25 protein-coding genes are annotated in these 24,998 nt (G+C 61.2%); 5 read left to right on the top strand and 20 right to left on the bottom strand.

Annotated features, from left to right (window positions below):
- Positions 1-84: 84 nt before the first annotated feature.
- On the top strand, positions 85-1,278 hold the full coding sequence (locus tag BM438_RS22370; RefSeq protein WP_093637937.1) for a porin: 1,194 nt from the start codon (positions 85-87) through the stop codon (positions 1,276-1,278).
- A gap of 51 nt (positions 1,279-1,329) precedes the next feature.
- Here BM438_RS22370 and BM438_RS22365 read toward each other — a convergent pair whose 3' ends face one another.
- The 7 genes from BM438_RS22365 to BM438_RS22335 all read right to left on the bottom strand — a co-directional run bounded on the left by BM438_RS22365 (position 1,330) and on the right by BM438_RS22335 (position 7,666).
- Positions 1,330-2,187 carry a helix-turn-helix domain-containing protein gene (locus BM438_RS22365; protein ID WP_093638251.1) on the bottom strand — a complete coding sequence of 286 codons (858 nt, stop codon included), beginning with the start codon at positions 2,185-2,187 and terminating at the stop codon, positions 1,330-1,332.
- A gap of 142 nt (positions 2,188-2,329) precedes the next feature.
- Positions 2,330-2,878: a carboxymuconolactone decarboxylase family protein gene (locus BM438_RS22360; RefSeq protein WP_093637934.1), complete on the bottom strand. Its 549-nt coding sequence runs from the start codon at positions 2,876-2,878 to the stop codon at positions 2,330-2,332.
- Between the two features lie 195 nt (positions 2,879-3,073).
- On the bottom strand, positions 3,074-4,294 hold the full coding sequence (locus BM438_RS22355; protein ID WP_093637931.1) for a porin: 1,221 nt from the start codon (positions 4,292-4,294) through the stop codon (positions 3,074-3,076).
- 80 nt (positions 4,295-4,374) lie between these two features.
- Positions 4,375-4,917 carry a hypothetical protein gene (locus tag BM438_RS22350; protein WP_093637928.1) on the bottom strand — a complete coding sequence of 181 codons (543 nt, stop codon included), beginning with the start codon at positions 4,915-4,917 and terminating at the stop codon, positions 4,375-4,377.
- Between the two features lie 89 nt (positions 4,918-5,006).
- Positions 5,007-6,350 carry an MFS transporter gene (locus tag BM438_RS22345; protein WP_093637925.1) on the bottom strand — a complete coding sequence of 448 codons (1,344 nt, stop codon included), beginning with the start codon at positions 6,348-6,350 and terminating at the stop codon, positions 5,007-5,009.
- A 114-nt stretch (positions 6,351-6,464) separates the two neighbouring features.
- Positions 6,465-6,824, bottom strand: a complete 360-nt coding sequence (locus BM438_RS22340) for a protocatechuate 3,4-dioxygenase (protein ID WP_093637921.1) — start codon at positions 6,822-6,824, stop codon at positions 6,465-6,467.
- The gene (locus tag BM438_RS22335; RefSeq protein ID WP_093637918.1) at positions 6,821-7,666 is read right to left on the bottom strand and encodes a gallate dioxygenase; all 846 of its coding nucleotides are present in this window, start codon (positions 7,664-7,666) and stop codon (positions 6,821-6,823) included. Before BM438_RS22335 ends, BM438_RS22340 begins: the two co-directional genes overlap by 4 nt.
- A 467-nt stretch (positions 7,667-8,133) precedes the next feature.
- Between BM438_RS22335 and BM438_RS22330 the strand changes: the two genes are divergently transcribed.
- On the top strand, positions 8,134-9,387 hold the full coding sequence (locus BM438_RS22330; RefSeq protein ID WP_093637915.1) for a LysR substrate-binding domain-containing protein: 1,254 nt from the start codon (positions 8,134-8,136) through the stop codon (positions 9,385-9,387).
- Between the two features lie 8 nt (positions 9,388-9,395).
- Complete coding sequence (locus BM438_RS22325) at positions 9,396-9,797, top strand: hypothetical protein (protein ID WP_143131739.1); 402 nt, start codon at positions 9,396-9,398, stop codon at positions 9,795-9,797.
- 368 nt (positions 9,798-10,165) lie between these two features.
- Here the strand turns inward: BM438_RS22325 and BM438_RS22320 are convergent, their stop codons facing one another.
- The 11 genes from BM438_RS22320 to BM438_RS22270 all read right to left on the bottom strand — a co-directional run bounded on the left by BM438_RS22320 (position 10,166) and on the right by BM438_RS22270 (position 21,077).
- A complete protein-coding gene (locus tag BM438_RS22320) occupies positions 10,166-11,293 on the bottom strand; it encodes a porin (RefSeq protein WP_093637908.1) in 1,128 nt (375 codons plus the stop codon).
- A 425-nt stretch (positions 11,294-11,718) separates the two neighbouring features.
- A complete protein-coding gene (locus BM438_RS22310; protein WP_093637902.1) occupies positions 11,719-12,732 on the bottom strand; it encodes an ABC transporter substrate-binding protein in 1,014 nt (337 codons plus the stop codon).
- Between the two features lie 276 nt (positions 12,733-13,008).
- Positions 13,009-13,167 carry a hypothetical protein gene (locus BM438_RS45585; protein WP_166618145.1) on the bottom strand — a complete coding sequence of 53 codons (159 nt, stop codon included), beginning with the start codon at positions 13,165-13,167 and terminating at the stop codon, positions 13,009-13,011.
- Between the two features lie 42 nt (positions 13,168-13,209).
- Positions 13,210-13,779, bottom strand: a complete 570-nt coding sequence (locus BM438_RS22305; RefSeq protein WP_093637898.1) for a phasin family protein — start codon at positions 13,777-13,779, stop codon at positions 13,210-13,212.
- 109 nt (positions 13,780-13,888) lie between these two features.
- A complete protein-coding gene (locus BM438_RS22300) occupies positions 13,889-14,086 on the bottom strand; it encodes a hypothetical protein (RefSeq protein WP_054038930.1) in 198 nt (65 codons plus the stop codon).
- 581 nt (positions 14,087-14,667) lie between these two features.
- A complete protein-coding gene (locus tag BM438_RS22295) occupies positions 14,668-15,774 on the bottom strand; it encodes a 4-oxalomesaconate tautomerase (RefSeq protein WP_093637895.1) in 1,107 nt (368 codons plus the stop codon).
- A 15-nt stretch (positions 15,775-15,789) separates the two neighbouring features.
- Positions 15,790-16,485 (bottom strand): 4-carboxy-4-hydroxy-2-oxoadipate aldolase/oxaloacetate decarboxylase, encoded by a 696-nt coding sequence (locus BM438_RS22290; protein ID WP_093637892.1) that lies wholly within the window; start codon positions 16,483-16,485, stop codon positions 15,790-15,792.
- Positions 16,482-17,210 carry a PIG-L deacetylase family protein gene (locus BM438_RS22285; RefSeq protein WP_093637889.1) on the bottom strand — a complete coding sequence of 243 codons (729 nt, stop codon included), beginning with the start codon at positions 17,208-17,210 and terminating at the stop codon, positions 16,482-16,484. Before BM438_RS22285 ends, BM438_RS22290 begins: the two co-directional genes overlap by 4 nt.
- Positions 17,211-17,427: 217 nt before the next feature.
- Entirely contained in the window at positions 17,428-18,534 is a 1,107-nt protein-coding gene (locus BM438_RS22280; RefSeq protein ID WP_093637886.1) for a porin, read from the bottom strand.
- Positions 18,535-18,602: 68 nt separating this feature from the next.
- A complete protein-coding gene (locus tag BM438_RS22275; protein WP_093637883.1) occupies positions 18,603-19,931 on the bottom strand; it encodes a uracil-xanthine permease family protein in 1,329 nt (442 codons plus the stop codon).
- Between the two features lie 30 nt (positions 19,932-19,961).
- Positions 19,962-21,077 carry an aryl-sulfate sulfotransferase gene (locus BM438_RS22270; protein WP_093637880.1) on the bottom strand — a complete coding sequence of 372 codons (1,116 nt, stop codon included), beginning with the start codon at positions 21,075-21,077 and terminating at the stop codon, positions 19,962-19,964.
- A 104-nt stretch (positions 21,078-21,181) separates the two neighbouring features.
- Between BM438_RS22270 and BM438_RS22265 the strand changes: the two genes are divergently transcribed.
- Complete coding sequence (locus tag BM438_RS22265) at positions 21,182-22,138, top strand: LysR family transcriptional regulator (RefSeq protein WP_093637877.1); 957 nt, start codon at positions 21,182-21,184, stop codon at positions 22,136-22,138.
- Positions 22,139-22,153: 15 nt separating this feature from the next.
- Here the strand turns inward: BM438_RS22265 and BM438_RS22260 are convergent, their stop codons facing one another.
- Together BM438_RS22260 and BM438_RS44930 are read right to left on the bottom strand one after the other, a co-directional pair.
- Complete coding sequence (locus BM438_RS22260; RefSeq protein ID WP_093637874.1) at positions 22,154-24,310, bottom strand: tetratricopeptide repeat protein; 2,157 nt, start codon at positions 24,308-24,310, stop codon at positions 22,154-22,156.
- Complete coding sequence (locus BM438_RS44930; RefSeq protein ID WP_143131738.1) at positions 24,307-24,582, bottom strand: hypothetical protein; 276 nt, start codon at positions 24,580-24,582, stop codon at positions 24,307-24,309. The genes BM438_RS22260 and BM438_RS44930 overlap by 4 nt, the downstream gene beginning before the upstream one ends.
- On the opposite strand from BM438_RS44930, the gene BM438_RS22255 reads away from it, so the two are divergent.
- The gene (locus BM438_RS22255; protein WP_093637871.1) at positions 24,581-24,982 is read left to right on the top strand and encodes a DUF2946 domain-containing protein; all 402 of its coding nucleotides are present in this window, start codon (positions 24,581-24,583) and stop codon (positions 24,980-24,982) included. The two genes, BM438_RS44930 and BM438_RS22255, sit on opposite strands and share 2 nt — an antisense overlap.
- Positions 24,983-24,998 lie beyond the last annotated feature (16 nt).

The raw sequence follows: 24,998 nt of genomic DNA, 5'->3' as shown, positions 1-24,998 counted from the left end.
GGAGCGGACTGCGTGCGCGCGGAAAAAAGAGAGATCGCCATGCAGGCGACTTGAGATAGACGATCCAACCGAGCTATAACCACGATGAAAAAGCAATTGATTGCTGCACCCCTGCTGTTGTCCTTCGCCGGCATTGCGGCCGCGCAGAGCTCTGTCACGCTGTACGGCATCGTCGATGCGGGTATCAGCTATCGCAGCAACGAGCGCACCGGCTCCGTCGGCGCTTACACGGGACACTCGAACGTCGCGTTGACGAGCGGCAACCTCTCCGGCAGCCGCTTCGGCATCAAGGGCCAGGAAGACCTCGGCGGCGGCTGGAACGCGCTGTTCCTGCTTGAAGACGGCTTCGACATCACCAACGGCAAGACCGGCCAGAACGGCGGCCTGTTCGGCCGTCAGGCGTTCGTTGGCATCGGCAGCCAGCAATACGGCACGGTCACGCTCGGCCGCCAGTACACCGCGCTGAACGACTTCGTCGCGCCCGTTTCGCCGGTCGCGTTCGTGGGTGGCTACGGCGCGCATCCGGGCGATATCGACGATCTCGATCAGACCGCGCGCGTCAACAATTCGATCAAGTACACGAGCGCGAACTACTCGGGCTTTACGTTCGGCGCGCTGTATGGATTCGGCGGTCGACCGGGCAGCCTGAAGCAGCAGAACACGTGGAGCGTGGGCGCGGGATACGGCAACGGCCCTTTGCATGTGGGCGTCGGCTACGAGCGTTCGGATAACAGCAAGAGCGGGCCGCAAGATTCGACGGTCGGCAAATGGAACGGCACGGACGACGGCCTGTTCAATTCATCGATCAATGAAGGCTACGCGAGCGCGCAATCGCAACAGATCATCGGCGCGGGCGCTACGTACAATTTCGGCCCGGCCATTCTCGGTGTGAACTACAGCAACGTACAGTACCGCTCGGGCGCCGATTCGTTGTTCAACGGGCATGCGACGTTCAATATCGCGGGCGTGTTCGGACAGTGGACGATCCGCCCCGCCGTGCAACTGTTCGCAGGCTACAGCTACACGCGCGGCGGCGAAGTGGAAGGTGTGGATGAGCGCGCGCAATATCACAACGTGACGCTCGGCGCGCAGTACAACCTCTCGAAGCGTTCGACGGTCTATCTGATGGGCGGCTATCAGCACGCGTCCGGCGTCACGCTGGATGCGCTCGGCAATCCGGTCGCGGCGACCGCGTCGGTCAGTGACAAGGGCAACAGCCACTCGTCGGACACGCAGTCCCAGGCTATTGTGAGCATTGGCTTGCGGCACCGGTTCTGATGGGTTCTGACGGGTTCGGGTGGCGCTGGCGCGGTTGGCCGGCGCTGCCGTTCAGTGTTGTTGCTGGACCGCGTCGATCATCTCGAGATGACGCGCTTCTGTCTCGTCGTCTGCGGGGAACATGCATTCGATACGCAACTCCTGTGCCGCGACGGCTTGTGGCGTGCCCACGGTTGCGACCATTGAAAAGTAGTTCAGGACCTTGCCGTCCTTGATGAAACCGATGGGGATCACCGGCATGGCCGCAGCAGCGGCCCCGGTTTCCACGGCCCGTTGAGAAGACTTCACATCAGACTGCACATCCGGATAGGCGCGCAACGCGGCAAGCAACTCGTGCGTCTGTTCGTCGACCACGCGACCAACCGATTCCCGATAGACACGCTGAATCAGACTATTCGACACCGCCTGCCAATCGGCAACGAACGGACGCATTCCATCCGGATCGAAAATCAGATGCAGCATGTTACGCGGTCCCTTGCGCGCAGCCATATCGATGAAGCAATTGAAAAAGCGCGGCGCGGATTCGTTGGTCATCAGCACGTTCCAGTAGCGGTCCATGACGAGCGCGGGAAACGGCTCGTGCTGGCGCAACATTCGCCCAAGTGCTTTCGTGACGCTCTGCATTTCCTGGGCGTTCCAGGCGCCTTCGGCATACATCGGCGCATAGCCCGCCGCCAATAGCAGCGTGTTGCGTTCGCGCAGAGGAATGTCGAGCGTCTGAGCGATGTCCAACAGCATCTGCCGGCTCGGCACGCTGCGTCCGCTTTCGATAAAACTAATGTGACGCTGCGAGACACCCGCGTTGAACGACAGGTCCAATTGGCTGATGCCGCGCATGTCTCTCCAGTGACGCAACAACGCGCCGAGGTCGTTCGGCGGCGTCTTCCTTTCGGGATTCGCAGGATTCATCGGTCTGTGGTCCGTTAGTCGATACAGATCAGGTTCGGTGATCGGTGGCGCCGGAGCATCGCAGATGTCCGGCGCCAACCAGTCGTTCGAACCGCGCCGGTCAGCATACTCCCAGTTGCGGACCGGCCCTGCCAGACGCGACCTACGCGGTCCAGACATATTCCTGGAACGGCGCTTCGAGCGGAGGCTTGGTGATGTTGCCGGCGTAGTTCGTGATAGTGGAAGCAGCCAGCACCGTGAGAACCTCGAGCACCTGATCCTGACGGAAGCCGGCTTCAAGAAACGGGTTCACGTCACTGTCCTCCAGGTGTCCACGCTTCTCGATCGCCGTTTTCGTCAAGGTGGACAACGCGGCATGCTTGCGATCGGCAGGTACGCGGCCATCGCGAATCGCTTCGACATCGACGGGTGAAAGACCCTCTTTCAGCGCGAGCGCAGTATGAAACGCAACCGCCCACGTGCATGCATTGGTCACTGCGTTAGTCAGCAATAGCGTCTGTATCTGCGCTTCCGTGAAAGTACCCGCATGAACCTTCTGGAAGATGCCGATGAAGCCGCCGATCAACACCGGCGATCCAGCCATCGCCCCCGCGATGTTAGGGATAAGGCCGAAGTTTTGCTCGAGTTGCCGAAGCACCGGCCTGGATTGTTCGGGTGCGGATTCAATCGTGTGAATGTGAAACGTCGACATGGTGTGTCCTCGATCGTAAGCGCCGCTCGGGATGAGTTGCGCGATGACCGAAGATTAGGCGTGAGCGTGCGGCTCGCCAATTACCTCGGATGTAATAGGTTTCGGTAACCGGCACGCGGCCGTGCAAGCGTTCACGAAAAGCAAAAAGGCCGGGTCTGAACTGCCCCCGGCCTTTCCCACCGCAAAAACTACCAATCAGAACCGGTGAATAAGGCCCACGCCCACCGCCAACTGACTGCCTGAGGAAGACGGCGTGGTGTTATACCCATCGCCGAGTGTCGCCGTGGCGTCGATGATCTGCCCGGCGCCGTTGGTGCCCAGCGTCTTGCCCTTCGCCTTCTGATAGGCCTCCAACGCATACAAACCCGTGCGTTTGGACAACGCGTAGTACTCGGAGAGATTGAACTGGTGGTATTGCGCACTGTCCTGAATGCCGTTCGCGCGCGTAGCACGGGTATAGCTGTACCCCGTGGCAAAATCCCACGCAACGGCCGGTTTCCAGTGCAAGACGGTACCCGCCGTATTGAAGATCGCCGTATCGTGGAACTTCGAGCCAGTTCCCGGAATGTACTGGACGTTCGAATAGGTCGCCGTAATATCCCACGCGCCATTGAACTTATAGCCGCCAGCCACAGCGAAACGCTGTTGCGCCTGCGCGGTCTGATAGCCGTTCGTCAACGCGGATACGCCGATTTGCGAGCCGCCGTTCGAGGTGGTCGAATCCGAGCCCCATGAGCCGCCGCCCGCGGTCGAGTTATTGATTCGCGAGAAGCCGACTGCGAGGCCGACCGGCCCCATCGCATACTGGATCCCGGTCGCCCAGGTCGAGCCCTGGTTCGTGCTGCCTGCCACGCCGCCCAGCGAATACGATCCGCTCACCGTCAGGCCATAGAGCTTCGGCGACGTGTACTCCAGCGTGTTGTTCGCACGGTAGATCGTGTCGAGGCCGTCGATATCGCCAGGATGCGCGCCGTAGTAGCCGGTGATCCAGGTGGTCGGGCTGTACGGGGAGAGCATCTGGTAGTACGAAGCGTATTGGCGGCCCGCCGTGAAGGTACCGTACGTCGGGTTGGTCAGGCCGACCCACGCCTGGCGGCCGAACATCGCGTTGCTGTATTGCTGGGCACCGGTTGCCGAATTGAAGCCGGACTCAAGCTGGAAGATCGCTTTCGTGTTGCCACCCAGGTCTTCCGCGCCCTTGAGGCCGAAGCGGCTGCCCGCAAATACACCCTGCGCCATTTTGACGGCCGATTTTCCTCCGCTAGTGGAGCCAAGCGACGTCTGATTGTTCGTATAAGAAAAGCCGTTGTCGACGATACCGTATAACGTGACGCTGTTTTGCGCGAAAACCGGCACAGAAGCCGCGATCGCTGCGCCCAACAGCACAACGTCTACTCGTCTGATACTTTTATTCATGCTGCAGATCTCCAAATCGTACGTCTTGTTGAAATTGTCTTAATCGGCATTGACGCTCGAGGTTCGCCAAACACTTTGTTCTATTGCCCTTGCGGTTGCAGCAGTCGCTTTACCGTCAAGGCTAGGGGGACGGTGAAGAAGATATGGGACATGAAGCCACCAATGATCACAGCCGGGTCGTAGTAGTTCGGATGGTTATCGGAGGCGATCATGATTGCCACATGCATGACGATCCACGCGAAAACCGCGTAAAACAGGGCGACAAAAGTGGCTTCGTATCCGCGCCGGCGAAAGTAAGGCCAGATTGCCGCGAACAGAACACCCCACGCCGACGCGAACACGAAGTGAATGCCCGTGCCGACGATATAAGCCCACACACCGATTGATTCCTGCACCTGTTTGCCGAACACCAGCCCCGTCGCGTTCCGTGGAATCCCCGCCAACGGCATCAGGTGCTGCGCCCCTACCCAGATGAGCGCTTCGTAAATCCAGATGATCACGGCGCCGACCAACCCACCGATCACGCCCGCGCGAATCATGGCCATGCGGTTCGGCCATTCCGTCACATTCGTCGCCTCGCCCTTGTTGAGTCCGCTTCCGCTCACGCTAAAATTGCCGCCCATGTCTGCTCTCCTTCAATAACTTCTGGTAAGGGATGCCGTGCGCGCAGCGGCCAGCAAGCCGCTGCGTGGGGCCGCCGTTGCAACCGCGCTCAGGCGTCGGCCACGGGACTAGTGATAAAGCGCAGCGCGAGACGGTTCATGACGATCGCCACGGCAGCGATCAGCGCTGGCACAGCGAGCACCGCGAATACGGTTTCGAAACTGAATCCCAGCGACAGCAACGTGCCCCCCACGAGCGATCCCAGAATGCCGCCGAGTCGGCCGAACCCAAGCATCCAGCTCACGCCGGTTGCGCGGGCACGTGTCGGATAGCAGCTCGGGGCAAGTGCATTGAGGCCGGTCTGTGCGCCGCTCATGAAAAAGCCGGCACAGGTAACGAGAACCGGCAGCAGGTTCGATTTGAGCGTGCCCATGCCCAGCGCGAAGATGAACACGCCGCCGAGCAGATACGCCGCACCGATCACCGCGTTGCGATCCATGCGGTCCATCGCGAAGCCGACCGCAATGGCGCCCACGGTGCCGCCCAACTGGAACATGCCGGTGATCGCGGCAGCACGCTCGACCGGCAGGCCGGCGTCCTTGATCAACGTGGGCAGCCAGCCAGTGAGCAGATAGATGATCAGCAGGCCCATGAAGTACGTGAGCCACAGCATCAGCGTGCTGAACGCGTAGCCGTCCGCGAACAGCATCCGCACCGGTGCCTTCGCTGTGACCACCGGTTCGGGTGCGGTGAAGCGCACGTCTTGACCGAAGACGTGTCCGCAGACACGGCCAAGCGTTGCGGCGATGCGCTCGGTCGACATTTTGCGCACCAGCATCAAACGTGCGGACTCAGGCAGCAGCAACAACAACACGGGAATACTGAGGATCGGCAAGATACCGCCGAACATGAACACCGCGCGCCAGCCGAAGTGCGGAATCAGCGAAGCCGCCACGAATCCGCCGGCCCCCGAACCGAAGTTGAAGCCGGTGAACATGATCGTGAGCAACAGCGAGCGACTGCGCGACGGTACGTATTCGGAGAGCAGCGTGGTGGAATTCGGCATCGCGGCGCCGAGGCCCAGGCCCGTCAGAAAGCGCAGCACAACGAGTTCCAAGGGTGAGTCGGCGAATGCGCAGGTCAGGCTGAAGAAGCCGAAGCAGAGCACGGAGGCAATCAACACTTTCTTGCGCCCGATGCGATCGGAAATCGGCCCTGCAGACAGCGCGCCGATTGCAAGGCCGACCATCGCGGCACTCATCACGGGACCGAAGGCGGCCCGGCTGACATTCCAGTCATGCATGATGACGGGCGCGACAAAGCCCATCACGGCTGTGTCCAGCCCGTCCATCATGACGATCAGAAAACATAGAACGAGGACCAGCCATTGATACGCCGACATCTTGCGTGCGTCGATAAACGCCTTGATGTCGACTGAGTCTGCAGATTTCATGCGTGTCTCCGGAGAAAACAGTTTCCCGCCCCGGCGTTCTGTCGAAGCCGGGTCTTCTTGGTATTGAAATGAAAAAGCCGCTAAAAAAAAGATGTGACGCAGGGTCGAGTCGCCTTAGACGGCCTCCGGCACCCTGCGCGTTTTCAGAAACGCCTCGAGTGTTTCGCCTCGCATGCTGGCGTACATGCCCAGATTCGTGATCTTCACCACGCGCGCAAATTTCTCGAGCACGAAGAAACACACGCCATATCGAATCAGTCCGATCCAGTCCGTGTTGTCGACGAGCGCGCGCTCCTCCACCGTCAGGCCGACCGCGTCGTAGGCAGCGGTCCGGTTCTCCAGCCACAGCGTGCGAGCCGGCGCTTCGCGCATCTGCCAGAAGAAACGGTTCAGGCGCATCGCTTTCATGCTCTGGCGGATGTCGAACGGATACGTGCCCGTCAATTCCTCGATACCGATCAGTTGCGGGTTCATTGCGTCACCTCCTCTTCGTAGAGGGTCACGGCCATCGCCGTGCTCGTCGCAAGGTAATAGCTGCGGTGCAGTTCACGAACCTTCGGCCCGAGCGCGCCGCGCATCGCGAGCCACATGATCGTCTCCACGCTCTCCGCGCCGCCAAGGCGCACATAGTCGACATGCTTCATCGCGGCGAGCCGCTGCGGCTCATGCACGATCAGATCGAGGAACTCGATGTCCCAATCGGTATTGTTAAAGCCGCTGCGCTCGCCGTGGACCTGGTGCGACAGCCCGCCGGTGCCGACCACCACGACATCCAGATCCTGCTCGAACGACTCGATCGCCCGGCGCAGCGCCTGACCGAGACGGTAGCAGCGGTTCGCGGTGGGCAGCGGATATTGCAGCACGTTGACTTCCATCGGCACGAGCGACATCGGCCAGCCGCCGTCGTGCGGCAACATCAGCGAAAGTGGGGAATTGCATCCGTGATCGAGTGCACGGTCCTGGAAAATCGTCAGATCGAACTCGTCGTTGACGAGCTGCTCGGCAATGTGAATCGCCAGATCGGGATGACCGGCAATGTCCGGCAGCGGGCGCTTGCCCGCGCCCTCGTCCGCGAATTCGTGATTGGCCGATACACCCAGCGCGAAGGTCGGATAGCAATCGAAGAAGAAGCTGTTTGCGTGGTCGTTGTAGAACATCACCATCACGTCCGGCTTGCGCTCGGCGAGCCAGTCGGCCACCGGTTCGTAGCCTTTGAAGAGCGGCGCCCACGCGGGATCGTTCTGCTTACCCTTGTCGTACGCCATGCCGATAGTGGGCACATGCGACGTGCCGATTCCACCAATGATCCTTGCCATATCCCGTTGTCTTCCGTTACTTCGTGCCGTGCTTCAACAAGCGCCAATCGGATGGGTCGCCGCTACCGGGGTGGCAGCCTTTGCAACCATCTTGAGGTGCAACCATAAAGATCATGCAGGCTTGCCGAAAGTACGGGTAAACCACATTTGCACCGATTAAATTGCTCGCAAGCACCCTGAATGCCCGTGGCCGGCGCACGGATAAGCGCTGGAAGCCCCACCGGATATAGGGTGTCGGGTATCACTGGCGAGCGTGCCGAGTCCCGGCCTACACTCCTGACTATCCACATGCGATAAACAAAACAGATGCCCGGGAAACGAAGTCGCAAGCCGTCTGGCAAGCGTGGTACGGGACCTGATGCGTCGCTATACTTGATGGCCTCGAATAAGCAGACACCCATGAACGAGATCACCCAGCACACCATCGCGGACACGTTGAACATCCGCCAGCCGGAACGCCGCCATCCGTGAGCAGCAAAGAACTCCTCAACCTGGCGCAATTGCGCGCATTTCGACTCGTCGCCGACATGGGTAGCGCCACGCGTGCGGCAGCGGCGCTATTTCGCGCCCAATCGGCTGTGACGCGCTCGGTACAGGAACTCGAGTCGGCACTCGGCGAGCCCCTCTTCGATCGCGGCCCCTCCGGCATGCTTCCAACGCCCGTTGGCCGCGCCGTGCTGCAGCGGTGCGAGCGGATCTTCGCCGAACTGGAAGAACTCGCGCAGTGGTGCTCCACGAGGCAGGCACGCCGACGGCCGACAGCAGAAGGCGCGTTGCCGGCCTATCTGCTCAACACCCGGCGGCTTCAGCTATTCATCGCATTGGCCCGTCATCGGCATATGCCGAGTGCGGCGAAGACCTTCGGCATCAGTCAGCCGGCCGTCAGCACAGCGATCCGGGTGCTGGAAAGCGGCTCCGGTTTGAGTCTGTTCCATCGCAGCGCGCGCGGCATCCTGCTCACCACGGAGGGCGAAACGTTTCTGCTTCACGTGCGCCGCGCATTGAACGAATTGCGGCATGTGCCCGACGATATCGCCGCCTTGCACGGCAAGATTCAGGGTGCGGTGACGGTAGGCGCATTGCCGCTCGGGCGCACGTTGCTCCTGCCCAAGGCGATTGCGCGGATGACCACGCAGCATCCGGGCGTGAGAGTCGTCACTGACGAAAGCGCCTATGAGGCGCTGGTCGCCGGCCTGCGCGCGGGCGATATCGACTTCATTCTCGGCGCGCTCCGCGATAACGACGCCAGCAGCGGTTTGAAGAACGAGCGCCTGATGTCGGAAGATATGGTCGTTCTGGTGCGTCGCGATCACCCGCTCACTCGCGCACGCGATCTGACCTTCATGGATTTGCGCGACGCGCAGTGGATCGTGCCGCGCAGCAATGCGCCGGCTCGCGCGCTGTTCGAAGCGCAATTCAAGCGAATGAAAGTGAAGCCGCCCATGCCCACGGTCGAGACGGCCGACCTCGCCGTGATTCGTGGGCTGCTGCTCGGCACGGACATGGTCGCGGCATTGTCGGGTCAGCAACTGCACTACGAAGTTCAATCTGGCCAGTTGACGATGCTCGACGTGCAGTTGCACAACACCCGGCGCGACATAGGCCTAACCATGCGGGCAGCCGGCACGCCCTCACCCGCGGCGCGTGCGTTGATCGACGCGATCCGGCTCTCGGTTGTCGATGTCACGCGGACGATCAGCATCGCTGCAAACCAGCTTTAGCGTGGCTAATGTCATTGAAATCTGGAATTCAGAATTACAAAGATCGCCAGAATATGCCGCTGTTGCCTTGGTCGAATAGTGACGATCAAGACAACGGAAGCACTATGAAAAGCCAATCTTTTTTGTTCGCACTATTCGCCGTCACCGCGTTCTGGGCTGCCGATAGCCAAGCCGCTCAGCCGAATTACGCCTATTCGACAACGGTGCACCTTTCCGACGGCAAAACGCTGAGCTGTGCTGTGAACGAGCCCCTGACCGCTGTGCGCGCCACCGGCACCGCGCTCACCCGACGCGAAACGACGGAAGCCGACGTATTGGCGACCCAGCGACTGCGCCTCGTCAGCGGCCCCACGTCTGCGTATCCATCCCCGTACACAGCACCGAACGTCGCGTGCGGGGCCGTCGGTTGACTTGGAGTGGCGCGACGGAGTGCGTGCGGCTCATTCGGTACGATGCGGAACATCGTCCGGGAAAGGATAAGGGGTGTGAGGCCCTGGCCATTCCGCCGCCGGTGGACCGCTTAGCGCATTGCACCCGGCAACACCGGCGAGAAAGCCGCACGTGAGTAACGTGAGTAAAGCGGCGCAAATGCACCGTACTGCTGCTCGACCGTTCATCGCACACCTCCTCCTATCTACCGCATACGCTAGTTCTTGGACCTATCGTCGGCGTGGGAGGTTGCACATGGTGAGCCCCAAAAAAACGGTGAGCGGATAAGTCCGCCCACCGCTAGTAGGAGCACGCCGATGAACGAAGCAGCGCGAATCTGATTCCTGCATCAGAAGCGAGTGCGCACGCCCGAAGTCAGTTCGAGCTGATTGGTTGCGCCGAACGTCGTTCCGACTGTGTAGCCGCCATGCAGCCTCATGTAGTCGCCCGCCAGATACACTTCAGTACGCTTCGACAGGTGATAGAACGCAGACCAGTACAGCGTTTCCTTGTAACCGTTGTGGAGGCCCGACGTCGGATCGAAAGCGCCGATGTTCGCGTTCGGGATATCGCCGTCACTGTTGTAAGCGGCGTTGTGTACCCGCATCTGCTGATAGCCGAGTTCGTAGTCGAATGGCCCCTTCGGCGACAGCTTGAGCGACACCGTAAAGGCATTGTCCTGACGCTGGCCGAGCGCGCCCTGATTGCCCAGGTAACGGAAGTAACCCGCGTTGGCGCGCAGAATACCGAACGTGTAGTTGCCACCGACCGAGAACGACTGGTTGGTAAAGCCGACGCGATTCGCGTGGCTATAGAAACCCGACAGGTTGAACGGCCCGCCGTTGTACCCGAGCGCTGCCTGGTAGTTGGCGTTGGAGCCGAAACTCGTCGAGTTGCCGAATGCGTAGCCTGCGCTGGCGAAAATGCCGTTGTCGAACAGCTTCTTCCATGCCACGCCATTGTTATAACGTGTGCCGGTCGCGCTGGCCGCATAGAAAATCATCTGCTTGAAGTTGTTCGCGTTCGTCCAGCCGCCTTCTTCCGTCGTCAGACTCGCGGTGCCGTACGGATCGCCATAAATCGTCGATGCGTCGCGTGCGATCGTGTTCTGGAAGCCTGCCGTAATCTTGCCGAACGTATCGTTCTGGATGCCGACCCATGCGTCACGGTCGAAAATCTGGCCCGGATCTTCCATCTGGCCGTTGGCGACAACGTATTCGCTTTCAAGCCGGAAAATGATCTTCGAACCGGCACCGATATCTTCCGCGCCCTTCAGGCCCCAACGGCTGCCGCTGAACCACGGTTCGCCGCCGATACCCATGCCGATCACGTGATCACCGTTCGCATTCGCGTGCGACTGATAGGTCGGTACGCTCAGATCCATCAGGCCATAGAGCTGAACACTCGATTGGGCGTGCGCGCCGGTTGCCGCAAAAGCGCCTGCCGTAGCGGCCAAAGCCAGATACTTTTTCTTCACGATCGTCTCCTCTGATTACAACGTTGAAATTTTCGTTTTCGCCGACTGCGGTGACTGCGGTCCGGAGATCCGGACAACAGCCCCGATCAGTCGATGAGCGCAATCCTAGTTTTCTCAATCCTTCACGCCGCTTTCCCGCATCACCGGCACAACTAAGTGAATTCACCGATATACGTCGCTAATTCGGCGCTCGCTACGCGGTATCGATGCCGCGCAGGATGATGCCGACCCACTTCAGCGCCGCAGGCCGTTCGGAGATAAAAGCGGTACGCCACCGGCGTCGAACTCGATCACCGGAGCGTCTTTGGAAACAGCGGGATTCATCAGGTAAATGCGTGCGAGGCGCCGGTACCGCGAAAGCGGCACCGGCGGCGCAACGAAATCACTCCGCAACCAACACGCAGCAGTGACCGGCAAGCGCCGGCTTATTTCGAACCGGTGAACTCGTTGGTGTAGGTTTTCGCCAGCTCGATATGCTTACCTTTGACCGACGGGTTGAACGCCGACAGCACCTTCAGCACGGTCTCGGGACCGTCGGCCGGCATCTTGCCGTCCTTCGTAAACATGGGCAGCGATGCTTTCAACGCGCTCACGTAGAGCGGTTTGTCTTTCTGATAGTCGTCAGGCATCTTCGCTGCAATTTCTTCCGCGCTATGCGTGTTGATGAATTGCATCGTGCGAACGAACGCGTGCGCGAGCTTCGCTGCTTCCGCCTTGTGGGAATCGGCCCATGCCGCCTGCACATAGAGGCTCGATCCCGGGTAGGTGCCGCCCAATGCCGCCTTCGTGCCTTCCACTGTGCGCATGTCGACAAGCACCTTTGCGTCGCCGGACTTCTGCAATGCCGAGACAGTCGGCTCAGTCGTCATGCCGGCGTCGATGCGACCTTGTTTGATCGCCGCGATGAAGCTCGCGTCGGCGCCCACCGGCAGCATCGTGTATTGCGTGGACGGGATGCCGTGCTGTCCAGCGAGGTATTGCGTCAGGAAGCTTGTCGAAGAACCGAGGCCGGTCACACCTAGCGTCTTGCCCTTCACGTCCGCCATCGATTTGACCGTTTCGGCCGCTTTGGTCGATACCATTTCGACCTCGCCCGGCACCTGCCCGAACACGACGATCGCCTTGACATCCTTGCCCTTGGTTTGCAGATCGATCGTATGGTCGTAGAAACCGACGACGGCCTGAACGGCGCCGGCCAGCAGTTCGTTCTCAGCATCGACGCCTGCCGGCTGCGACAGCAGTTCGACGTCGAGCCCTTCATCCTTGAAATAGCCGAGTTGTTCGGTCAGGCGCGCCGGCAAATAGATCAGCTTCGTGATACCGCCGACCATGATCGTGATCTTCTCGCCGTCAGCGGCTATCGCGTGCTGCGACGCAAGACTGAACAGCAGGCCGGAAGCAACGGCGATATGGCGCAACGTGCGAATGCGAGGGGTCATCGATTGTCTCCGTTATTGTCCGGTGCGGCGGAGTGCCGCCCGTCTGCATCGATGGGCCGATTCTAGGAGAGCGAATCCTTCCCTCGGCTTACACGGAGACCAAGGAGCCGTACGGGATTTCCATGAGAGACGCGCACAAAAAAAAAGCCAAGGCGTGAAGCCTTGGCTTGGAAAATTCTGTGGGTCAAGACGTCCAGCAGAATCCGAAGGTGCTGCTGCGCCTTGGAACGCAGCAGCACCTAGGTACGGCAATAACAGCCTGGCGAGCGCGGAGGCTCAATGCCGGGCTTTGCTCCAATGCGGCCAGTAGTGGCGGTGATCGAGATGTCTAAGCCGCTTGCGACGCATCTGCTCCCGGTAATAATGAGCGGCGACGAACACAGGCGCCATCGCCAGCACGAACGAACCCATAACGATTCCCACTGCTTCACTCATCGCGACCTCCATTGCGGAACTAGCGAACTATCGGCTTCAGTTCTATCGCTTCGCGCCCGCGGCTACGGGAGCCTTCTCAGAGTTGCCTTGCACGGCCTTCGATGCCGAGGCTGTGACTACATCAAGATTGCTTTCGGCAAACTGCACAGCCTGTTGCCCCGTTTTCTGCAGCGTTTCGTACAGGGTCGTGGTGGCGGCAATCGCGGACTTCCATGCGGCGACTGCTGCTTCGGAGCCGGTGGGAGCATGCTTCGCCGTTTCTTCGACGAATGCCTGCACGCGGTCGTTATAGCGCTCGTAGTGCGCCTGTGCGAGTTGCGTCACTTCAGCCTGAGTGCTCGATGCGATCTCGAACACCTGCTTGCTGTGTGACAGTGATTTTTCCGCGAAGGGTGCGGTGAAACCGGCTTGCAGCGCGAACCATTGCGGCGGCTCCGTCGTGCCAGACACCTTCGCCATGTTTTCCTGCGTTTCGGCCAGCGTGGCCCTGACGGCCTGCAGGTTCAGCGCGGCCAGTTTCTCGAAGCCTTCAAAGATCTTTCCGGCCACCCCGAAGAACGCGTCGACGTTGGCCTTCTGTGCAGCAACCTGCTCGGGACTCAATAGAGTCATTGTGAATTCCTCAAAGTTCGGTCCGGCACGCGAAGCCCCGATCGGACGGGTGTGCTGCGGCGGATCGCGATGGTGAATAAATCGATGTGGGTGTCGCAGATGCAGATGCCTAGCGCATCCGGGCAACCGCCTTGAGAATGGAATCGCCTTCGCTTGTGATCTGAGGACGTGAACGTCCCGACGCGAGGTTTTCCAGGGATATGAGTTGTCGCTCGAGCAGAGCGTCGAGCTCGGCGCGGCCCAGTTCGATCTGATCCGGGGCGTTCTTGATGAGCATTAACGTAGCGAATTCATGGGGACTCAACATATCGTCTCCTCGATTTAGTCCATCTGCGCGGGAAGTATTAATTACCCCCTCCAGCTTTAATGCCCGGCAAATGTTCCTGCCGTCTCCGTAAGCGATCGTTCGAGAAATCGCATCTGGGAGACGCCATCATAACCGCTCAATTTTCAAATGCAATATGCGGGATGCGCTTTATCAAAACTGCTATTTTGTCTGTTGAATACTTCCGCATTACAGGGCCCCGCAATGCCCCTCGATAACACTGCCACAGCCCCGTGGATGCCCGCCGGGCATGGTTTGATGGCTGATACATTCAACACACCAATGTTTGAATCGACGGCTTAATTAACACGATCGATTCATTTTGAATTCGTTGAGTCTGTTTATATTTGAATATTGTATTTACAGACCGAAACTTTATCGAGGCGACCATCCCTACCTCGACATTGCGAAACATTTATTACAACGCGCATCAATTTTAAGAATAGGCAGAATTTCAATCAGCGCGGATGCCTCTGACTTATTTATCGGGTTGAACTCCACAAACAACCCGCAATACCGCTAACCGCGCTGAAACCCAGCGAAGCGACCCGCCTGAAGTCCGCTTATGTCCGTGCCGGCCACACTGCCGAAGGAATGCCGACTGCTCCGTCGAATAGCCACCTCGCCGTGCGCAAGAGCGCCGCGCTCAGCACTTCAGGCTGACAAGGGCTTCCGCCGAGAACGAGTTCCACCGTGAACTCGCCTGTCGGGTGCTCAACCGACACGCGCTTCCGCGCGCCGTCAGCGTCCACCTCGGCAAGGCCCTCGCAGACCGTACCCGGCAGCACCGCGGCCGTGGCCACGCTCACCGCACCGAGTACACCGATCGACGCGTGGCAGCGATGCGGAATAAAGCTGCGCGTGCTGATCGTGCCGCCGTGGCGAGGCTCGGCCACCAGACACATCTTCGGCACCGTGCGCGCGCTCACGTCGCCGAGATTCATCATTGGCCCCACAGCAAGCCGGATCTTTTCGATGCGCGCTTTCAGTTCGTCATCCGCGTCGAGTTGCTCGCGCGTTTCGTAACCGGTGCGATCGAGATCGCGCGCTCGCAGCAGCACGAGGGGCATGCCGTTGTCGATGCACGTCACGTCGATACCGTCGACCGTATCCTTGAGATGCCCCGTAGGCAGCAGCGTGCCGCAAGTGGAACCAGCCGTGTCCCTGAACTCGAGCGGAATCGGCGCTGCGAGGCCTGGCACGCCGTCGATGCGGGCATCGCCTTCGTAGGTAACCTGGCCTCCCGGCGTGCTTACCGTCGCTACCGCGATCTGCCCGGTGTTGACCATGTGAATCGCGACCGGTGTGCTGCCGTCGCGTGCATCCACGAGACCGCGTTCGATCGCAAACGGGCCGACGCCCGCGAGAATATTGCCGCAGTTCTGTCCGAAATCGACCCGCGCTTCGTTCACGACGACTTGTGCAAACAGATAGTCGACGTCGGCATCGTCGCGCGTGGAGGGCGAGATGATCCCCACCTTGCTCGTCAACGGATCGGCGCCGCCGATACCGTCGATCTGGCGCGGATCGGGCGAGCCCATCACGGCAAGCAGAACACGGTCCCGAAGAGCGGGATCGGCCGGCAAATCCGACGCCATGAAATAGGCGCCTTTCGACGTGCCGCCGCGCATCATCATGCACGGAATGCGCGTTTGTGCGCGACTGGGCATGACCTCGCCTCTCCGTCAAATATCTTCGGCCGAGGCGACGTAGCGCAGGCCCTTTTGCGCGAGCTTCTCACGCATCGCGTAGTAGTCGAGGCCGAGCGTGCCGCCGGCCAGCACCGAACGCGTCTTCTCTTCCTTCGCGATCCGGGCTTGCGACGCCTGCGCGACACTCGCCACGGTATCGAACGGCACGACGACAATGCCGTCATCGTCCGCAACGATGACATCGCCGGGATGCACGATCTGCTGCGCGCATACCACCGGGATATTCACCGAACCGAGCGTTTCCTTGACCGTCCCTTGCGCGGACACGGCCTTCGACCAGACTGGGAATTTCATTTCCCTGAGTGAGGCGACGTCGCGGCATCCCGCGTCGATGATCAGTCCGCGCACGCCACGTGCCGTAAGCGAGGTCGCGAGCAGGTCGCCGAAATAACCGTCCTCGCAAGGCGAAGTCGGCGCCACAACGAGAATGTCACCCTCGCGGCATTGCTCGACGGCAACGTGCAGCATCCAGTTGTCCGAGGGCGGCACCAGCACCGTCACCGCCGACCCCGCGATAGCCGGCCCCGAGTAGATCGGTCGCATGTACGACGCAAGCAGGCCTAGCCGGTTCTGCGCCTCGTGAACGGTGGCGGCGCCCGCATGCTGCAGCACGGCCACGTCGCGCGGATCGGCGCGGCGGATAGTCGTCACCACAACGCCTCGCTTCATGCCAGTTCTCCCGTCACGGCCGGGGTGATGCGTTGATAGCCTTCCGCGTATTGAATATCGCGCGCGGCGGTGATGCCGATATTGCGCTTGGCCTGTACGCCGCGTTGCAGGGCGACGCGCGTGTAGTACTCCCACAGGTGCTCCTGGCCCGCCATACACTCGATCGCACGGCGCTTGGTGTCCCAGACCTCGGTGATATCGAGGAACGTATTGGGCATCCATTCGCATTGTTCGGTTTGATGCGGTTCGAACGCGTAGACGGGCGGCGCACCGACCACCTTCTGCCCGGGATTGTGGCCTTCGGCCTGGGCGATGATCCGCGCTTCCTGCGCCACGTGCATGGCGAGCGGATGATCGAAGTTGTACGGGTCCTTCTGCGAATGGCTCAACACGAACGCCGGCTGCAGTTCACGGTACACATCGACGAGGCGCATCAGAGCCTCGTCCGGCACGCGCAACGGGTAATCGCCGAGATCGAGAAATTCGACTTCCGCGCCGAGGATGTCCGCGGCCCGCTCGGCCTCCTCCTTGCGCGCCGCCTTGACCTTCTCGATCGTCATTTCGCCCTTGCGCCAGAGTTTGGCCGACTCTCCGCGCTCGCCGAATGAGAGGCATACAACCTTCGTACGGTATCCGTTTTTTTTGTGCAGAGCGATTGCACCACCTGCTCGCCACACGAAATCGGCGCTATGCGCGCTCACCACCAACATCGCCTTGCCTGCCATTTCCAACCCACCTGTATTCACTATGTGATGGGTACTATTGTAGGTTTCGAAGGTGGCGAGGAAGCACCTAAAGGAGCGTGCAATGCCATCTAATCTGTTTATCGGAATGAGTCGGTTCAACGCGAGACCGGCTTGGAACCTTGAGGAGCGCGTTGTTCAACGATGTTCTCGAACACGCGGCACAGCGCGACTGCAACTCCGTCGTCCCGCGCTCGAATCAGAACAGATGGTGTATCCCGCTCAGAAACACCGTCTGCCTTCCACCTGACGCCGCGCCGATCCCGAGCGTATTCGCCACCGCCCCGCCACCTGCGGTCTCGAACATCAGATCGGCATAGAGTTGCGTTGCTTTCGAAAGCGAATACACGTTCGCCACGGTCAATTGAGTCCAGCGACGCCCCGCGAGTGTCGCGGTCCATGCCCCCGCCGCAATCTCCTCCGCAGGCGTCAGGCGCACATTGACGCCGCCGTCGATGGTGCGAAAGTGCTCGCTGCCGCCGTCCGACTGGATTCGCACATCCGTTGCGAGCGCATGCAGCGTCACGCGTTCAAAACGATACGATCCGCCGATCCCCATGTCGCGCACCTGTTTCGCGTTGAAGGTGGCGCCTGGCGCGAGTGTCTGCCCTTCGAACGACGTCAGGCCGAGTCCATTGGAAAGCGGCAGCAAACGGTCGCGGTATTCGGAATACACCGCCACCAGTTTGAGCGGCCCGTTCGTATAGTTGGCGCCGAAACTGATGGTCCGTCCATTGGTATTGCTGGCCGATGCGCCGGGAAATCCGTAGAGCGCACCGAAACTGAGTCCGCTGTAGTTGGCACTCTTCCACTTCACCGTGCTCGATAGCTGCACGGGCAAAGTGCTTCCAAGGCCATCGAGATTGCCCGGGTGAAACGCAGAGAAGTCGCCGAGCAGTTGACCGGTCGACACCGAGCCGAGCCAATCGAAATTCCAGTCGGTCTGACGGCCGAGCGTCACGGTGCCGAACATCGGATCTGACAGTCCCACGTAGGCCTGACGATTGAAGAAGGTACTGCTGCTCGCGGACGCGCCCGTTGTCGTGACGAAACCGCTTTCGAGTCTGAATACCACCGAGCGCCCCGCGCCGATATCTTCGACGCCCTGGAACCCGAAGCGGTCGGCCTGAAAGGTGCCCTGCTCGGCGATATACGCATGGGCGCCGTGCAGGTTGCTCACGTAGCCAAGACCCGCGTCGAGACTGCCGTACAGCGTGACGCTGCTCTGGGCGTTGGCCGCAGTCGAAACGACGAGCGCAGGCAAGCACGCGACGAGTGTCGCGCGGAAAGCGAAATGGGTTTTCATGGCGTGTTGGTTGAAGCGCTGGAGGGAGAACTGCGTGGCCGTGCGTTAGAAGTTAAAGCCCGAGTTCATCAGGTTGGTTGAATCTTTTCCGCGGGGCTTAGATGCCATGCGCCGAAAACCAGATTGACGACGATGGCCGTGAGCGTCCCCGCCGCCATGCCGTTGCCCAATACGATCTGCACACAGCCCGGGAACGATGCGTAGACGTTGGGGACCAGAATCGGTATCAGCCCCGCAACGAGCGCGGCAGCGAGCGTGTATTGATTGCCGCGTGCATGCAGGTCGACCTTGCCGAGCAGATTGACGCCCATCACGCCGATCATCGCGAACACGATCAGCGCCGTGCCGCCTACCACCGGCGCGGGAATGGCGTAAGCGAAGCGTCCGAGCGGCGCAAACAGCGCGATGACCATCAACATCGCACCCGCCGTCGCGGTCACGTAGCGCGAGCGCACCCCGGTGGTCTGCACGACGCCGATGTTCTCCGCGCTCGTGATGATGAGCGAGGTGCCCAGCAGCGAGCCGAGCAGCGACGCCACCGCATCGCCGCGAATCGTCCTCGGCACATCGCGGCGCATGTCGATCTTCCTGCCGGTGATCTCGCCGACGGCAACCGTCTGCCCTGTTGCCTCAGCCATCGAGATCACGCTGAAAATCAGCATCGGCAGCGCGGCGAGCAAGTCGAAACGCGGCATGCCGAAAGGCAGCAAAACCGGCAGCGTGAAGAGCGGACCGCCCCACATATCGCCTGCGGGCATCAGTCCCATAGCCCAGCCGGCACACGTGCCCATCGCAAGACCGAGCAGCACGGCAAGCCGCCCCGCCGTGCCCTTGAAGAGGCGCGCCACAGCCAGCGTGGCCATGATCGTGAGCAATGCAAGGCCGAGCGACTGCGGCCGCGCGAAACCAGGCGTGCCCGGCTGGCCGACGATGATGCCGGCGTAAATCTTGATGAGGCTCACTGAGACGAGCAGCAGCATCGTTCCCACCACCACACGCGGGAAAAACCGCAGGCAGCGCGCGAATACCGGCAGGACGAGCCAGTAGAACAGGCTGGTGAGAATCGCCGCGCCCGCGGCAGTGCGCAGATCCGTCTGCGTGGCGATGACGGCGAACAGCATGGCGGGCGCCCCGCCCGGCACCATCACGAAGGGCAGCCGCGCCCCGATCGACCCCGCCCCGAGCGATTGCAACAGCGTGCCGGCGCCACAGGCAAAGAAGGTCGCGCCGATCAGATGCACGGTCATGTCCGATGAGAGCGACAGCATCCTCGACACCAGAAAAACCGCGGTGACGGGCGAAGCCGCCATCGACAGGACATGCTGCAAGCCGAACAGCGCGAGTTGCCACGCAGGCAGGCGCGTATCGACGCTATGTGTGGCTGGGTCTGGATTCACGTTACCCCCGAGGGATCGAAAACGCGGCGTTCAGGCGCGCAGCCACGGCAATTGCTCGCGGCTGTAGCGGAAGGTCTGGAAGACGCTGTTCAACTGGCCAGGGCCGGTTTTGCGCGCTGCTTCGTCCGGGTACTGGTCGAACCAGGGAATCACGTACTCCCACACCACTTCTTTTGCGGGCGTCACTTCGAAGAGGCGGCCCGTTGCCGACTCGGTGATGTGCGTATTGCCATTCGCGAGTCGTTGCGCGTTGCCCATGAAAGCGCTGTAGAACGCATTCACCATGTCGTCGGCGTATGACCACACCACCTCGTTGTTCGACGGATCGATCTCGAGCACGCGCGAGAAAGCCACGTGCGCGCCGCTACGGAAATTGCCGTTGTCGAACGTGAGAATGTTGCCGTTAGCGAGCGCCACGGGTGCGTGCTGGTGCGACACCACGCTCGGCGGAATGTGCATCGTCACGCCGCCGGTCTTGCGATCGACGGCGATGATGCCCGACGTGGTGCGCAGGCTCATCAACACCTCGCCCTTCGCATTCACGCCGAGCCCATTCACGAGCGGCCAGTGATAGCGGCCGAAGCCGGTCGCTATCGGAAAGTCTTCGGGCTTGAGGTGTTCCCATGCCTTCCATTCCCACACCAGTTCGCCCGCACGATTCACTTCGCGGATCACATCGCCGTACATGACTTCTTCGGGACCGTGCGCCGTGCCACCCGGCACGCGCACGGCAAATCCGGCCGGCACGGGTGCGCATGCGGCGTAAAGCAAATTACCGTTGGCAAGCCACTGCGCGTCATGATGATGCGCGGGATCTTCGTAATGCCAGACCACCTCGCCCTCAGGCGTGACTTCGGAGAAATCGCCGCCGTGCCACATCGACCATGGCGCGTAACGGTCTTCCGATTTTGCATGGCTGCCGTTGTAGCCGAGATTGCCGTTGGCAAGAATCACGGCGTGGCGGCCGGCCCGCACCGGCATCTTCCACTCGTGCACGATGGCGCCCTCGATATCGATGAGATAGACGCGGCCACCCGCAGTTTGCGGAGCAATCAGCGTATACCCGCCGAACGAAACCCTGGGGTCGTGAGCGATGAGGCCGACGCCGCGGCGCCGCTGGGTAATTTGATCGACTGTCGTGGTCACGGTTCGCTCCGTTAAGATGATGAAGCGAAATCTAGGCTATCCGTTCCGTCAATAAAATCTGATTATTCTTTACGGGCCGTATGAAAAAACTATACGGTCGATTTATGCGTCCAATATCGCAGACATTCCGTTGTTTCGACGAGGTAGTCAGGCGTGGTTCGATCCGCAAAGCGGCAGAATCGCTGCACCTGACCGCGGCCGCCGTGCACCAGCAAATTCTTAATCTCGAGGAGCAGGTCGGCTCGCCGCTCTTCGACCGGTTGCCGCGCGGCATGCAACTCACCACGGCTGGCGAGATCATCATTGCTGCGGTGCGGCGCGGACAGCGCGATTTCGACAATGCGATGACTCAGGTGGAAGACCTGCGTTCGTTGCGCCGCGGCCATATCAACCTCGCGGTGTCGCCTTCATCGGCCGAGCAGTTGGTGCCCGAAGCCATTCAGGCCGCCATGAAAAGCTATCCGGGGGTGACTTACAGCGTGCGCTCGGGCAACGGCGAGAGCATTCTCAAGTGGGTGGAGACCGGTGAAGCCGACATCGGCTATGGCCTGCGTCGCAAGCCGCCGCCCGGCGTCGTGGAAGTGCGCGCCTTCTCGCAACACCTCGGGCTCGTCACGCCGCCTGGGCATCCGTTGACGAAGCTCGGCAAGCGGCCCCGGCTACGCGACTGCCTCGACTACCCGCTTATCCTCATGACACCGGATACGGAGTTGCGGGCCATGGTGGATCAGATCGACCACCGCGAGCAACGCAAGGCGCGTCCGTTGGTGGAGACGAGTTCGGTTTCGATGGTGCGCCGGCTCGTTGCGGACGGTGTCGGGATCGGCTTCCTGATTGCGGAGAACGTGGCGGAGGATGTGACGCAACGCAAGCTTGCGTGGACTGCGCTCGCCGATGCGGGCGCGAAGTCGTTCAGTTGCCTTTATCAGCGCTCTGACCTGACCACGACCGTCGCGATGAGCATGTTCCTGCAGTTCCTCGGCCACGCGATCGAGGCGACCGAGAGCCAGTTCCACGCTTCAACGCAAGCGGGCCGCAAGCGTGGGCTGCGGGTCAAGTGAGGAATCCGGAGGAGTTCAGAGTTCGGTAGCGCGTTCAACGGCAAACCGCTCCACACACGCCTGCCGCACTCTCTCGACCGACACGGTCCAGTCTTCGCCCACTGCCCGGCGGAATAGCCGCAGCGTGTGCGGATACCACGGCGAATCGTTGCGTTCGTGCATCCAGCGCCAGTCGATGTCTTTCTCCGGCAGCATCACCCAGCACGGTTTGCCCAGCGAGGCGGCCAGATGCGCCATGGACGTGTCCACGCAAATCACCAGATCGAGTTGTTCGATGATCGCGGCGCTGTCCGCGAAATCGTTCACCGTCGAACCGAGTTCGAGCAGCGGCTGACCTGCGGGCGGGTTTTGCGCCTCGTCCTCGCCCTGGCCTCTTTGCAGACTCACAAAGCTCAGACCCGGCACGCTCCAGAGCGGCGCAAGCGTGGCTAGCGTTGGGATCGACCGGTTCGCGTCGTTATGGTGTTTCGCATTGCCTTTCCACACCAGCCCGACCTTGCGGCCGGGCGGCAGGGTCTCGAGCATCGGCCGCCATTTTTCGACGAGCGACGGCTCGGCCGCGAGACGGACCGGGCGCGGAATCGTGTCCACTGCCGTACGCAAGTGCAGCGGCGCGCTCAACAAGCTCGTCCAGCAGTCGTATGTCGATGCGGCTACATGGGCCAACGCCGTATCGTGATCGAGCACGGCATCCACGCCGTCCACCGTAGCCATCAGCCGGTGCAAGGCAGGCTGGCACACAAAGGCGATATGCGCGGCCCCTTGCGCCTTGAGCAAGGCGAAATAGCGGCTGAATTGGACCATATCGCCAAGCCCGTCTTCCTGCCAGACCAGCAAGGACTTGTCGGCGAGCGAGTCGCCTTGCCACTGCGGACAGCTCAACATGGAACGCGTCTTGTGATGCACGAAACCCGGCTGGTCGTAGCGGCACTCGTACAAGCGCCAGCCATCTTCAAAGCGGCCCATGCTGAGCACCAGCACAGCCAGACCGAACCTGGCATCGCCGTAATCGGGACGTAAAGCAAGTGCCCGCAGGTAAGCGGCTTCGGCTTCCGGCAGCCGCTTGAGTTGCGCCAGCGCGGCCCCGACGTTGTAGTGAGCCTCGGCGAGATCAGGACGAAGCGTAAGTGCTTGCGCGAAGGCCTCGACAGCCTCCGGCAAACGGTCGAGCTGACGAAGCACGCAGCCCAGGTTGTTGTGCGCGTGAACGATGTCGGGCCGGCAGCGAATCGCTTCCCGGTAAGCCATTTCGGCCTCGGGCAGACGCTCCAGGCTGGTTAGCGCGAGGCCGAGGTTGTAGTGCGCCTCGGCATAGTCCGGGCGATGCGTGATTGCCTCCCGGTACGCCGCTTCAGCCTCGGGCAGACGCTGGAGATCAGCCAGCACCGCGCCGAGGTTGAGGTGCGCCTCCGCGTAATCCGGGCGAATCGCCAGCGCGAGCCGGCAGGCCAGTTCGGCCTCGGGCAGACGATACGTCGCCTTCAGCGCGCCGCCGAGGTTATTGAGCGCTTCGGGATACTGGGGCTTGATGGTCAGCGCCTGCCGGTAGGCTGCGTCCGCCTCGGCAACGCGGCCGAGTTCCATCAACACGTTGCCCAGGTTGTTGTGCGCCTCGGCGTGTTCCGGCAGCCCGATCAGCGCCTCGCGATAGGCCACTTCCGCCTCATGCAGGCGACGCAGTTCGTGCAATACGATAGCCCGGTTGTAGTGCGCCTCCGCGTAGTCGGGGCGGATCGTCACCGCCTGACGATACGATGCTTCCGCCTCATCCCGGTAGCCCATCCCGTAGAGGACGGTGCCGAGATTGTTGTGCGCGTCGGCCTGGCCGGGCCGCAGTGCAACCAGTTGCCGATAGACCGCCTTGGCCGCCGACAGGCGGCCATGCGATTTGAGCAGCATGCCGAGACTGCTGTACACCTCGGCATAGTCGGGTTTGGCGCGCAGACACTGGCGCCAATAGGTTTCCGCGTCGGACAGATTGCCCATGCCGTACCAGCAGGCGCCCGCAATATTCAACGCGTCGGCCCGCGCGTCTTCCTCCACCTCGTCGTGCGGGTCGAGGATCGGCTCCACCAACGACCAGGCATCGGCGAATTGCCCGCTTTTGCAGAGCAATGCCGCCTGCTGATTGATGTCGGCTATCGAGGATGCTGGCGTCTGCGTGGCAGTCATGAGTCGTGGTAACGGGTGGCGGCGGTCAGCCGGGTCAATCGTGTTTTGCCTGCCCTGTCCGGCGTTTCGCGTATCTGCGCGGCCGCGCAGGAGGTCGAAGCGCCGACAGGGAAAGCCGAACATTTACCATGCAGCTTAAGGGAAACAGTCACGCTGTAACGCCCCGAAATGAGCCGGTTTCGGCCTTCTAATCCGACGCTATAGGCGGAATCACAGGAGAAAAGACCGCGCGGCAGTGCTAGAATCGCCCGCGTCTTTACGTTCATCACCATGACTCCACGCTCCCATAACCGCATGACCGCATGGCTTGGCCTGATCGCCATGTGGCTTGTCGTGTTCGCGCCGGTCGTGAGTCAGATGCTGGTGTCGAACCGCGCGAACGAGCCCTTCGCGGCGCTCTGTTCCGCGCTACAGCCGGCCAATCAGAGCCTGGTGAGCCATTCCACGCAGGCCAACCCGGCGCCCGTCCATCTCAGCCACGACGACGCCTTCGGCGCATGCGGCTACTGCCACCTGCTCCAGCATCACGTCGCCATGCCGACCGTTGCGGCCGTCGAACCACCCCCCGCGCTCGCGCTTGCCGGCACTGTGCCGCCCGCCCTCTCCACCCGCTTCACGCCGCTCGGCGCGTTCCCGTCCGGACGCCCAAGAGGCCCGCCCGCCGTTTCCTGATCGCTGTTGTTCCTGA

The organism is Paraburkholderia aspalathi (genome assembly GCF_900116445.1).
In the GTDB taxonomy this organism is placed as follows: Bacteria; Pseudomonadota; Gammaproteobacteria; order Burkholderiales; family Burkholderiaceae; genus Paraburkholderia; species Paraburkholderia aspalathi.
The sequence above is the reverse complement of the archived record's forward strand: the minus strand, read 5'-3'. Positions and strand labels throughout refer to the sequence as shown.